At 45.3% G+C, this 12,437-nt stretch carries 10 protein-coding genes; 4 read left to right on the top strand and 6 right to left on the bottom strand.

The features are described from left to right. Positions 1–10 precede the first annotated feature (10 nt). A complete protein-coding gene (gene amrS / locus ACO6VG_RS00485; RefSeq protein WP_422135088.1) occupies positions 11–1,105 on the top strand; it encodes an AmmeMemoRadiSam system radical SAM enzyme in 1,095 nt (364 codons plus the stop codon). 75 nt (positions 1,106–1,180) lie between these two features. On the opposite strand, the gene ACO6VG_RS00480 is transcribed toward amrS, so the two are convergent. Next, positions 1,181–2,515, bottom strand: coding sequence for an FAD-dependent oxidoreductase (locus tag ACO6VG_RS00480; RefSeq protein WP_422138767.1), 1,335 nt, complete (start codon positions 2,513–2,515; stop codon positions 1,181–1,183). Continuing rightward, entirely contained in the window at positions 2,472–3,293 is an 822-nt protein-coding gene (locus tag ACO6VG_RS00475) for an HpcH/HpaI aldolase family protein (protein WP_422135086.1), read from the bottom strand. The genes ACO6VG_RS00480 and ACO6VG_RS00475 overlap by 44 nt, the downstream gene beginning before the upstream one ends. Before the next feature lie 365 nt (positions 3,294–3,658). Between ACO6VG_RS00475 and ACO6VG_RS00470 the strand changes: the two genes are divergently transcribed. Beyond that, the gene (locus ACO6VG_RS00470; protein WP_422138766.1) at positions 3,659–4,969 is read left to right on the top strand and encodes a WD40 repeat domain-containing protein; all 1,311 of its coding nucleotides are present in this window, start codon (positions 3,659–3,661) and stop codon (positions 4,967–4,969) included. Between the two features lie 344 nt (positions 4,970–5,313). Here the strand turns inward: ACO6VG_RS00470 and ACO6VG_RS00465 are convergent, their stop codons facing one another. Beyond that, entirely contained in the window at positions 5,314–5,922 is a 609-nt protein-coding gene (locus ACO6VG_RS00465; protein ID WP_422472192.1) for a hypothetical protein, read from the bottom strand. A gap of 529 nt (positions 5,923–6,451) precedes the next feature. On the opposite strand from ACO6VG_RS00465, the gene ACO6VG_RS00460 reads away from it, so the two are divergent. Both ACO6VG_RS00460 and ACO6VG_RS00455 read left to right on the top strand, forming a co-directional pair. Then, positions 6,452–6,952 carry a cupin domain-containing protein gene (locus tag ACO6VG_RS00460; protein WP_422135083.1) on the top strand — a complete coding sequence of 167 codons (501 nt, stop codon included), beginning with the start codon at positions 6,452–6,454 and terminating at the stop codon, positions 6,950–6,952. A gap of 158 nt (positions 6,953–7,110) precedes the next feature. Beyond that, positions 7,111–7,278 (top strand): DM13 domain-containing protein, encoded by a 168-nt coding sequence (locus ACO6VG_RS00455; protein WP_422135082.1) that lies wholly within the window; start codon positions 7,111–7,113, stop codon positions 7,276–7,278. Between the two features lie 40 nt (positions 7,279–7,318). Here ACO6VG_RS00455 and ACO6VG_RS00450 read toward each other — a convergent pair whose 3' ends face one another. The 3 genes from ACO6VG_RS00450 to ACO6VG_RS00440 all read right to left on the bottom strand — a co-directional run bounded on the left by ACO6VG_RS00450 (position 7,319) and on the right by ACO6VG_RS00440 (position 12,397). Continuing rightward, positions 7,319–7,957, bottom strand: a complete 639-nt coding sequence (locus tag ACO6VG_RS00450; protein WP_422135081.1) for a histidine phosphatase family protein — start codon at positions 7,955–7,957, stop codon at positions 7,319–7,321. 259 nt (positions 7,958–8,216) lie between these two features. After that, entirely contained in the window at positions 8,217–9,875 is a 1,659-nt protein-coding gene (locus ACO6VG_RS00445) for a hypothetical protein (RefSeq protein ID WP_422135080.1), read from the bottom strand. A 143-nt stretch (positions 9,876–10,018) separates the two neighbouring features. Continuing rightward, positions 10,019–12,397, bottom strand: coding sequence for a Lon protease family protein (locus ACO6VG_RS00440; RefSeq protein ID WP_422135079.1), 2,379 nt, complete (start codon positions 12,395–12,397; stop codon positions 10,019–10,021). Positions 12,398–12,437: the final 40 nt, after the last annotated feature.

Genomic DNA, 12,437 nt, shown 5'->3' with positions numbered 1-12,437 from the left:
AGGCACTGTGATGATGAATGGAATTCGTCAATCTCCACCTGACTATTTTCCCACTGGGTACTGGCACAGTCTCGAAGATGGTCGAATTCAGTGTGATGTCTGCCCCAGAGCCTGCAAGTTAAGAGAAGGCCAGCAGGGGCTTTGCTTTGTCAGAGCCCGGCATCAGGATCAGATTGTGTTGACCAGTTACGGGCGCTCCAGCGGTTTTTGCATTGACCCCATAGAAAAGAAGCCACTGAACCACTTTTTACCCGGCACTCCGGTGTTGTCATTTGGCACGGCAGGTTGCAATCTTGCCTGCAAGTTTTGCCAGAACTGGGATATGAGCAAGTCCAGGGAAATGGATACTCTGGCCGATCAGGCCATGCCCGGACAGCTGGCTCAGGCTGCGTTGGCAACGGGCTGCAGAAGTCTGGCTTTTACCTACAACGACCCGGTTATTTTTCTGGAGTATGCCAGAGATGTTGCGCTTGCCGCTCATGAGCAGGGTATCCGCTCTGTCGCCGTCAGTGCCGGTTATATCTGTGAAGCCCCCAGAGAAGCCTTCTTTGAATGTATGGATGCAGCCAATATTGACCTGAAAGCATTCACTGAGTCTTTCTATAAAAAGATTTGTGGCGGGTCTTTGCAGCCCGTGCTGGAGACTCTGAAGTATCTAAAGCATGAGACAAAGGTATGGTTTGAAATAACCACTCTGCTGATTCCCGGAGAGAATGATTCTGATCATGAGCTTAACAGTATGTGTGAATGGATCGTTGAACATCTGGGTGTTGATGTGCCTGTACATTTCACCGCATTTCATCCTGACTGGAAAATGATGGAGCACACTCACACACCCGCTGATACCCTTACCAGGGCAAGAAATATCGCGATCAAAAAAGGCATTCGTTATGCCTACACCGGCAATGTACACGACAGTCAGGGGGGGAGTACCTGGTGTCATAACTGCGGGCAATTGTTGATTGAGCGAGATTGGTATCAGATGGGTGTCTGGAACCTGAAGTCGGGTTGCTGCCATCAATGCGGTGAAAAGGTGGCCGGTGTTTTTGAAGAGCTGCCCGGTGACTGGGGGAGCAAAAGAATTCCTGTGAGAATGAAGTCCTGAACTCTTTATAAGACAGTGGTTTGTGATCCTCCTTTAGCAGTCATACCTTGCGGGCGGGCTTCTCAGAAATAGCCGCTAAAAGAAATGACGTTGGTTGATTTTTTTTAACACTTCGCTATATGAGAGATCTAAGAAATTGACCATGGTAATGGCTGGGGGGGGTAACAGTGATGGAAACAGCCTTCTAATAATTGGTATGACTGCTTTTACGGTCAGGTTAAATAGGGAGGTTTTTGCGTCAGTCAGCTCTTGGTAGTTACGTTCCGAGAGTACATTGGCAGCAAATCCTTCAGGCTGTCGGTCATCGTTAAACTTTTGAAATGTTTGATCGAGGTTATTGCTGTATTTTTTCAGAGTATCAAATAAGAATTGGCAATCTTCAAAGCCAAGATTGACTCCTTGCCCCATAAAAGGAACGATGGCATGTGCAGCATCACCGATCAATAAAATGTTATTTCTAAAAACATAACGGTCACACTCTGCTTTAAACACATATCCTTGCTGTTTCTCCAATATCTCACTCCCGGATTCTTTGATGAATGGGTAAATGTCAGGAAACTGTGCTTTTAAAAAATCTTCAATCTTTTTGGGTGAATCGAGGGATGAAAAACTGATTTTCCCCATTGAGGGTAGAAATAAATTAGCTCTGAAGGAGTGGTTTAAATTGGGAAGCGCAATCATAAAAAAGTCCTTGCGAGGCCAAATGTGGATGGCACCTGGATTAATGGCCCAGGAATTGTTTTTTTCTTTGATGGTAATTTCTTTATAAGTAGAATCTATTAATGAAAATTGGTGTTTAAAAGAGTTTCTTTTTGCCATCAAACTACGAGTTATGGATTTTGCACCATCTGCACCGATGACGGCATCAGCTTCAAGGGTATTTTTCTTGCCAGCCTGAATATAAGTCACATTATTCTTTTTTTGTGAATTATCAATATTGATGCACTCACTATTTAAACATATTGATACATTGCGAGTCTCTTTCGCTGATTTTAATAATAATTTATGCAATTGACTTCTTTCTACTGAATAGTTGAACCAGGAATTTTTTCCGTATTTTGTCAAACTTATGGGTCTGCCTTTCCGATGAGTGGCTCGACTGTCCATCGGTAACGCAATATCTTTGAATTCCGTTTCCAGCCCTGCTGCTCTCAGTGCTTTGAGACCTCTTGGTGAAATTGACAAATTGATGGTTCTGCAATTATTAGTAGTTTCGGTGTTGATATTCTTTTCCAGTACATGTACAAAAAATCCCAACTCAGCCAAAAATTTTGCTGCCAATAGTCCAACGGGGCCAGCACCGACTATGACAACATCCTGTTTGTCAGGAGCATGTAGCGTGCGACAGGTAAGCATGGGGTCAGGCTCAAAGGTTAACGCTGTTACACCAGGTCTCTGCTGGTTCTTCAAGGTTATTTAGCTGGCCGTATTGTTGACCGGCAAACGTTAACATGAAATGAGCATCACTGCCCATGCCCAGAAATGTCAACCCATCCTGCATCCTTTCTTTGACCTGGGATGCTTCACGGCATAACGTTCCCACCGGGATATTGCGTTTCTTACAACCCTTGATGACTTTCTCGGTAGCACTGACAAAAGTGGGCTCATCACTCCAGAACCTGGCGGGTAATCCAAGGGACATGTGTAAGTCATTTGGACCGATGAAAAAAAGATCTACACCAGGCACATCTAATATTTCGTCGAGGTTATCAATGGATTCTTTCGTTTCTATCTGGATTCCGACAAGAATCTCCTGGTTGGCTGCACTCAGATATTGTGGGCGATTGACGCCAAAACCCAGGTGTGGGGCCAAGCCACCTCCACCTCTTTTGCCATCAGGAGGAAAGCGGGCATAGGCGACTGCTCGTTTAACGTCATCAGCGGTATTTATCATTGGCACGATAATGCCCTGTGCACCACAATCCAGAGCGCTTTTAATATGTTCAATGGAGCCAACCGGTACTCTGACAAGAGGGGTAATACGCCCGTCACTGATATCAGATATGGTCGACATGATGATGGCGGCAGTGGGATAGTCGTAAGGCGTGTGTTCCAGGTCAAGCAGTAGCCAGTGGAAGAAGCCTTGGCCAGCGAGCAACCGGGCTGCATGAAAACTGTTCATTTGTAGCCAGGTTCCGATGGCAAACTTACCCTGTCTTAAGCTCAATAACGTTAGATTTTTGCGCATCAGAGAGTCCTGTATTCAGACATCCTGAAATTCTAGGCAGCATTGACAGAATTTTCCAAATTCGCGATTTCAGGTCCTGAATCCCGATTCCTGATTCCGTCTTCATTCGTTGTTGGCAGGGATGCGTCAATCACTGTCCTGTCACGAAACCATGAGCCAAAATGACCTGTAAGTACTTAAGCAACCGGTTGTACTCCTTCTGGATTTTTAATTCCTGTTAAAACGTATTGCATGGTCAATATTCTTGAATTTCTAATAAAAATCATTCGGAAAATGAAGGAACTTACCTGTAGTTTCTTGGTCAAATAATTAAGGAGTCCTGATTAAATGGATTTTTTTATTAAAACGAAATGGAGAAACTTATTATGAAGTCTTATTGGAGAAAAATGATTAACTGTTCAGTGCTGGCTGGACTGTCCTGCGTCGCTATTACAGGACTTAATGCTGACACGTCTGCGCAGGAGCCACCAAAAAAAGTGGATATTGAATTGGCCCTTGAAATGAACGCGAATCCTCCCGTTGAGTTCGTGAATCCCTATGATGGTCAGAGCTCTATGTGTAACGTGCACTCAACTTCATGGAATCATGACGCTTCCTGGCTGGCAGCTGGAGTATCGTGCAAACATAAGCATATTTCGAATACCGCTCATGTACAACTATTACAAAAGGATACATTGATTCGTTTATATATTCGTATTCCATCTGGTGAAAATTTTGATAAAGTCAATGCCGTATTTAGCCCCGATGGTTCATTGTTGGCGGTATCTACGAACGAGAAGGTCATCAGATTTTATGATGCCCATAAAGGTTTTATACTCAAGCATGTGCATGAGCTTGATGATAATTTTCGCCCGAATCCACCTTTTTCTTTCAACTCCGATGGTTCATTATTTGCGGTTGCACGCAGTCATGATGTAAAAGTGTACAGTTTGAAGGGTGATTTTCTGCACACTGGTACGATTAATAATATTGAGCCAGTTGAAATGACTTTTACTTCCGATAAAAACATACTGGCTGTCAAGACTTTCTCTCAGATAAAAACTTTTCATTCAAACGATGAATTTGCAACCAGTGAAGTTGTGAAAACTTCCAAAATGAAAAAACGAAGGTTTTATCGAGGTTTCGCTTCGAGTCCAGATGGTTATTTATTGGCAACCCCAACTGCTTTCGGTGGAATCAGGTTTATAGATAATAGAACTTGTCAACCAGGAGATCCGTATCAAACGTCTTTTACTCCTATGATATCTGAAGAATACTCACCCTGTTCCGGCAACAGTATGTTCAATCAGGATATTGTCTACCTGGATACTAGTTTCACAACCAGTATGGCATTCAATAATGATGGGTCTCTTTTGGTCGTAGGTGGAAGCGACATTAATGATGGCTCCGGATATGTTAGTGTTTTATCGAAACAGGGATATGGGTGGTCCATAGAACATTCTATCAAAGATCCAAAATCAACAGTTAATAGCGTCAGCTTCAGTCCTGACGGTGAGTTGATGGCGGTGGCCGGGGTTGAGGGAAAAATCTGGTTATACGAAATTAATCCGGTCGAAGACAATTCGGACGAAGTTAACCAAGAAGAAGTTAACCTGGTCAATAAATCCACAACACCTGAACCATCCAACTTGACTACTGAGTACTCAATGTGCACTATTTTCGGCCACTGTAAGTAACGACGGCTCGATCGTAAAAATGATATGAGAGCCAGCTGGTGGCTGAGTTGTATTTCATTAACAACTGTCAAAATCAGTGGCTCTCATTTATCAGATTTACCTATTCAGTAACATGATGGTTTTTTCTTCTCTCTTGAATCCGCCCTAGGAGCCTGACCGAGAATAGCGCCCGTAGCGAGGACGGCAGAAAATTGAGGATGAAAATTCGGTTTTGTGAGGAGAATAGCGAGCTATTTGACGAACAAAAGCGGATTTTCAGACCAATTTGCTGCCGCCGCAGTAGGGCAGTCTATTCTCGGTCAGGCTCCTAGAGGTGATACTTATATTTTGTTGAATTTTAAATGTTAATGTAATGCTGTGCTTATTAATTCAATAGTTGTTTTATACTCACTTTCTAAGTCAAAATTAGTGCATGTTGTTAAAAAAACCTGATCATTTTTTAATGATTCGTAAATTTTTGATAAGTGTTCTTTTGTTTTTTCGGAGATTTCTTCGTCATTGAAGCTGTCTATTTCAAAAAAAAGTTCAGATTGTGGAATACCATATTTTTCTTTATGCCCATGAAATGTAAAGTAACTCCCCCCTTCACCAGACGACATTAGCCCAGTTAAAACTTGCATGATAAATTGAGCATAAGCATCAGGGAGGGGACGAAAAATTTGTTTTTTTGTTTCTTCTATAAAGATGTCTTTTGAAGACGCTGTGCCTGGTTTCTGTCTGGCAAGTAATGATGCGTGATATATCCTCATTAATGCAATATTGTTATTTAACTCTAAATCAGAAGAAATAGGTGTGTCTGATTGATTTAATTGATGTTGTTTTAATCTTATCTCGTCAATAAGGGAGATTAAGCTATTGACCGCACTGTTGAGTGATGCATTGGCATTATATGAATAAAAAACAGAAATAATAAAAATAATTCGACATATTAAAGTTGCTCTGTGATTTTTCATGTGATTCAGGTTTAGTGACTTCGAAAACTACCCCCGAAACGTAGCACTTTTTTATTATTTTTGCAGACTGTTGGAAAACATAGCGCTTGCAGCAAGGGTGGTGAGCGCAGTTAAACTTTCCCTGATTAATTCAAATTCTGTCTTTAACTAAGCCTCTGCCTGGTATTTCAGGAGGCTGACCGGGAATAGACTGTCCTACGCGGCAACTGCTCCTGCGTTGCTCTAGCTCCTGCATCCATGCAGTCGTCGGCAACTGCTCCTGCGTTGCTCTAGCTCCTGCATCCATGCAGTCGTCGGCAACTGCTCCTGCGTTGCTCTAGCTCCTGCATCCATGCAGTCGTCGGCAACTGCTCCTGCGTTGCTCTAGCTCCTGCATCCATGCAGTCGTCGGCAACTGCTCCTGCGTTGCTCTAGCTCCTGCATCCATGCAGTCGTGCGGCGCCGCCTCTGAAAAGTGAAAGCGTTTTGACTTTACGAATTGTTCTGGTTGACTCACTATAAAGCTTTCCATCAAAGGGAGGTGCATACAGTGAAGGATGCGAACGGCTGGATTGAAACGCTGTCGCTTGAGCCTCATCCGGAAGGCGGCTTTTTTCGGGAAACTTATCGCTCTGATGAAGTATTAGCCCATGGTAGTCTGCCGGATCGGTTTTCAGGAGAACGAAACTTTTCGACGGCTATTTATTATTTGTTGGAGGGTAAGGATTTTTCCGCGTTTCATCGAATTCAGCAAGATGAAGTCTGGCATTTCTATGACGGTGCATCATTGATTATCCATATTATTGATCCGGAAGGAAGCTATTCCACTGCAAGGCTCGGACGCACCATTCTGGATGGTGAAGTTCCACAGTTTATAGTACCTGCAGGCTGTTTTTTTGCGGTAGAGGTAAGTGATCCTTCTTCGTACGTTCTTTCTGGTTGTACCGTTGCTCCGGGCTTTGACTTTGCGGACTTTGAAATGCCTTCAGCTGAGCAGCTGTTGAATAGCTTCCCTGAGCATGCTGTTCTGATTGAGCGATTGACACGGTAAAAGCTATGAAAACATTTATCGAATGAGCGTAAAACCCCGTACTTTGAGAGGGTGTCGCAAAAGGTCAATTAAAACGCTTCAAGCTTCAAACCGTCATCTCCGCGAAGGCGGAGATCGACTGTTCGTGGTGGGTTCCCGCCTGCGCGGGAACGACGATCTTGATATATCCTGCTGACCATACCCTTTTGCGACACCCTCTTCACGGCGGGGAGGATGTCAATGTAACTGTCCCCTCGAATATCAATATCAATATCAATTCATACAATACTGTTGTCGTTTGGTGTGAGACCTTTGGCGAGTTTATCACTGCGGCCAGGTATCGATAGAATGGAGCCGGACTTGTTGAAGTCCGGCAAAATTCATGGCTTAACTCTCGTTAAACGCCTCGTCCCATTCATCGGCAAAAAGATAACCCAGGGTGTGGGCATTTTTTTCTTCTTTATTGACCGCAAGGAAGATGGTTGCGTTGTATGTAGACTTGTCGTGTATGTCCATGACCACGAGATCATCGTTCTGGGCTTCACCTAACTTGTCGATACAGGTGCTATGGGTCACCAGAATCAGGTTTTTGCCTTCTTCCTTGTATTTGAAAATATCGCTATAAAGGTTCTCTTTACAGCCTTCACGAAGCCAGTTTTGAGTAATGGTCGCTTCCTCACCAAACATCAGGTCAGCAGTCTGGTGGGTTCGTTTGACAGGGCTGTTGTAGACGATGGTTGTTTGCTCGGGTAAGTGATTAAATTTCTGGCCGACGGCAATAGCCTCTGCCTTGCCGGGAACGGTGATACCGGTTTCCCCATCAAGACACAGGTTGTCGGAGCGATCACAGCGTTCAGCGTGTCTGACCAGTGCAACGACATTACCTTGAACCCAGTGAACCTGTAGATCAAACAGTCTTTTATCATTTTCAGCCAGGCTAACAGTGGGCTCAGGCTGCAGAAAGGACCAGGCTGCTGACGCTGAAACGGTCAGACCAGCCAGGGCAATCAATGTCTTTTTAAGCATATAAGGTGTTGTGCGACAATTCTTTGAGAGAGGTAATGTATCGAATCACCGCCTCTCCAAAACAGTGTTAATCAACGCAGAGTAAGCCACATATATTACGGATTTATGACGGAAGCGCACATGGATAGAGAAATGCCACTTGTCGGGTTTGGGCGTGGTGCACTAAAGAATAGGTATAAGTAGCTTGCTGTTTTCTATACTGACGCAGTTCAGACTCCATCGCCCCTGCTCTGAAATCGCAGAGACGATTGAATTCAGGTTACAGAGCCAAGATTGCGGTCAGACAGACCGCGAAATCCAAAGTAACGATAATAACAGCATTCAAAACAAAGGTAGCAGTAGCATTCAAAGCAAAGATAACAGCAGTGGCTCTCGCAGATGAACTATTGAGTGCGCTTTTATCCTGGGCTATTTTTGTACCGGGGTTTGAGCTTGCTCCGGAATCATAGGGTGGGGCGACTGGCTGGCAGATTTCTGTGTCAAAGAATAGCTTGCCTTCAAGGTTGAACAGTCCTCTGCAGGCAGAAAGAGTGGAACCGTTGATAGCAGACCATGTATTCACCATCGGGTTGCGTGTGGGGGTTGACATGACAATGCTGGAACTCACAGGTCTTTCGCACAGTTCTCGTACTTTATGTTCTGACAGTTTTTGTTCGCCAAGATCTTCCAGTGATTTGTGAACTGCTTTCAGGCTGAATGGTTTCAGGGGTTGCCACCATGGATTGACTGCTTGCAGATGGTTACAAACCAGGTTCAGTTCAAGCCCTCCCCAAATGGTTATAGCTGTCCATGTTACACCGATATGATTTGCAATCATGTAAAAACGTGGAAGTCCTGCTTTGATTATTTCGGAACCTTCGATATCTCCGGTAAGAACAAAACCACCTTTGCGAGCAGGGTCGTGACGACTGAAGCCGACATTGGAAATGTCGACTTCGTTGCTGATAATATCCATGCTGCTTCCAGATGCTATTCTAAACTCACCCGCTTCTGCCATATTGCCGATGAAACTGTTCGACTTGACAACTAATGGCTCTGACTGGTTGCTGATCTCGGGAAGATTAATAAATATCCCATGATCCGGAATTAAATGTGGGAAATAGTGGTTGTTAATCGTGCTGTATTTTTCACCTGTGATCAGGTTGACAGAGAACTGCAAGCCCGGACCCCGGATCTCACCATTGGCAGACGCATCCAGAGATTTTCTGCAGTCAAGGACAACTGCGGCACGGATGGGAAGATGAAAAATGTTCCCTTCTAAAATCAGTTTCCGGTTGTAGCACTCTGCAAAAACAATGGAGTCAATTGAGGGGTGGTTATTCTCTCGGTCTGGCTGAAAATTAACGTGTTTTATATTGCTGTTTTTTGTTTCACCAGGCTGGAAATTGTCAGTGGTTCCGATCCTGACCATATATTTGTCTTTATATCCCGGTCGATCCCTGATGATGATATCAAAACCATTTTCGGCTGCTCCAATAATGTCCTGACCGTTTTTCAAACGTATTGCACTGCTAATAAAGTATTCAACCGGAGTTACAACAGGTGCTGTCGTATGTAAAGAGCTATCCGATGGAGAGGGTGTCATTGGCATGACCATTTCAGAGGAGAGCAGTATAACAGTGTTCTCAGGTATCCGTTCTATCAACTCATTTAAATTCTCGGTCGGTTTGGCACTGAGAATAGTACACTGTCGTTTGTTAACAAGTGCTGAATCCATTTTTAGCCGTTGCTGAAGCACCGTCGAATGCTCTGAGAGGAGGGGCTTGGGGTCAAGCAGAGAGTCGCAGTCGACTATCGTAAGGGGTGTAGAAGAGGAGACCGTTGGAGATTGAGTCGACGCTTCGAGCTGTTGAATCAGAGTTTGTAACAGGAATACTGGGGCGATGAATCGGGTCAACAAACACTGCTGATTAATCATGTTCTGAACTTCCAAAGAAATTTAGAAGGGAAGCCTAGACGCCGTAGCTATATCTATCCATCCAAATTATGCGCAAGTTTTCGAGGATAAGGCACGATGATTCTCGCGCTTGACCAGCTAAAGTCGGTCAAGCGCGATTGGTGTCAGCTGCCTTCCTTGGAGAGTTCAGAAATTTCTTTCAGGCGCTCCAGAACTTTGTAATTGATGGAGTCTTTTGTGTACTGACCACGACTGTTCAGTGTGCCAGGCTTGCAACCGGTCAGAAGCTCCATGGCTTCGTCAGCATGATTGACTGCATAAACACTGAAATTGCCTGCTTTTACAGCATCGACCACTTTCTGGTGGAGCATCAGGTTTCGGAGGTTGGTGGCAGGGATAATGACGCCCTGCTCACCTGTCAGGCCACGGGCGTTACAAAGATCAAAGAAGCCCTCAATCTTTTCATTAACACCGCCAATTGCCTGAACTTCCCCATGCTGGTTCATGGAGCCGGTGACGGCAAAACCCTGTTTGATAGGCGTATTGGTCAGAGCGGACACCAGGCAGCAAAGTTCAGCCAGAGTGGCGCTGTCACCATCAATATAACCGTAGGATTGCTCCATGGTCAGGCTGGCCGAGATAGCCAGAGGGAATTTCTGGGCGTATTTGCTGCCCAGATAGCCAGTCAGGATCATAACCCCCTTTGAATGAATGGCCTGACCCAGAGAGACTTCCCGTTCAATATCGACAATCCCCTGGGATCCCGGGTAGACGGCTGCCGTAATTCTGGCTGCAGAACCAAAGCTGGTATCCCCGATAGACATGACAGTGAGCCCGTTGATCTTGCCGATCTTTTCTCCTTTGGTATCGATCAGGATGCTGCCTTCAATCATCTCGTCGAGAATCTGTTGGCTGACACGTCCGGTGCGCTCAGACTTGGCGGCCAGGGCCCGGTCAATATGTTCGTTGTTGATCTTGCGGCCACGGCTCATACGACGAATGAAGTCTGCTTCTGCCAGCAGGTCGAACAGATCGCCTATCCTGGCAGACATCTCACCCTGGTGTTCAGCCATTCTCGAACTGTGTTCGACGAGGCGGGCAACGGCCGCAGCCGTCAGGGCCGGGTAGTTTTCATCATCTGCACGGTTTTTTAACAGTTGGGCAAAAGCATGTACCGATTCCCTGTCTCGTGTAATTCGGTCATCAAAATCGACCAGAACTCTGAATATTTCGTGGAAATCCGGATCAAGCTGTTGCAAGAGGTAATAAATATCTCTGGAACCGACAAGGATGATCTTGATGTTGAGAGGGATGGACTCCGGGTTCAGGGTAATGGTGTTGAGCAGCCCCATCTCTGAGTAGGGAGATTCAATAGTCAGCTCTTTCTGTTTCAGGGCTCTTTTTAGTGCTTCCCAGACAAAAGGTTCTTCCAGCAACTTGTTAGCGTCCAGCAACAAGTAGCCACCATTGGCTTTATGCAGAGAACCAGGGCAAATCTGTCGGTAATTGGTCACCAGGGCACCCATCTCGCTGGCGTATTCAATACGACCAAACAGGTTCTTGTAGTTAGGGTGAGACTCATACACGACGGGTGCAGCACCGCTGGCAGAATGGCCAATCAGCAGGTTGGGTGCATAGAGTTCAACCAGTGACTGTCGTTTGCTTGAGTCATCCTTGGACTCCATGTTGCGGTCATCAGCAAGAATATCAATAACGGTGCGGTGCAGGTGATTTTTAACGGCCTCAAGATACCCCAGCACCGACTTCTGATTGTTGTACTTTTTATTCAGTGGTTTGAGCAGAGGTTCCAGGGCCTGGTCAATGGTTTCCTGATTGAGCTTTTGTAGTTTCTCGTTGGATTCCCTTTTCCATTGCGGAAGTTCAACCAGTGAGTCGTTCAGTATTGATTCCAGTTCACTGATGTCTTTATTGAATTTGGACCGTTTTTTATCCGGGAGCTGGGCAAATTCGGTTTCGTCCATCGCCTTACCCTCATGCATAGGGGTAAAGCTGAGGGAACCCGCTTCGCGAAACAAGGCAATGTTCCGTTTCAGGGCTTCCTGTTCAATCTGATCAATGGCGTGGTCATAGCTTCGGTTGAAATCACGCTCAATAACGCTTTTCTTTTGCTGATAGGTCGGGTTTTCAAACGCTGCCGGAAAGGTCAGCATGAGACTGTCAACAAACTGATCAAAATCTTTCTGCAAAGGCTCGCCCGCTCCTGCGGGAAGCGTCAAAATCTTTGGTTCACGAGGAGTGTCGAAGTTATTGATATAAATCCAGTCGTCAGGTGGCGTCTGGAGCTTGGCTTCAGATTCCAGATATTTTCTCAGGTAGGACATCCTGCCTGTACCGGACTCCCCCATCACATAGATGTTGTAGCCCGTTCGGTGCATGGCTACGCCGAATTGAATGGCACTGGTTGCTCTTTCCTGGCCGAGGATACCCGCATATTTCTCAAGATCGTCGGTGGACTTGAACCCAAGTTCTTTGACCGGCTGTTTCGCAATGAGTTGACTGGTTGAAAGTTTAAGCTTTTTCACTAAGGCCTGCCGTTAACTAATGAGTTCTCTGGGTCATTTC

Origin of the sequence: Endozoicomonas sp. ALB032 (assembly GCF_049310125.1) — a bacterium.
Lineage (GTDB): Bacteria > Pseudomonadota > Gammaproteobacteria > Pseudomonadales > Endozoicomonadaceae > Endozoicomonas_A.
This window is presented reverse-complemented; position numbering and strand designations above follow the sequence as displayed.

What these genes read in the sequence shown, in the direction of transcription:
- ACO6VG_RS00445 (WP_422135080.1), bottom strand. Translation starts at nt 9,875, where the DNA reads ATGATTAATCAGCAGTGTTTGTTGACCCGATTCATCGCCCCAGTATTC.
- ACO6VG_RS00450 (WP_422135081.1), bottom strand. Translation starts at nt 7,957, where the DNA reads ATGCTTAAAAAGACATTGATTGCCCTGGCTGGTCTGACCGTTTCAGCG.
- ACO6VG_RS00475 (WP_422135086.1), bottom strand. Translation starts at nt 3,293, where the DNA reads ATGCGCAAAAATCTAACGTTATTGAGCTTAAGACAGGGTAAGTTTGCC.
- ACO6VG_RS00470 (WP_422138766.1), top strand. Translation starts at nt 3,659, where the DNA reads ATGAAGTCTTATTGGAGAAAAATGATTAACTGTTCAGTGCTGGCTGGA.
- ACO6VG_RS00465 (WP_422472192.1), bottom strand. Translation starts at nt 5,922, where the DNA reads ATGAAAAATCACAGAGCAACTTTAATATGTCGAATTATTTTTATTATT.
- amrS (WP_422135088.1), top strand. Translation starts at nt 11, where the DNA reads ATGATGAATGGAATTCGTCAATCTCCACCTGACTATTTTCCCACTGGG.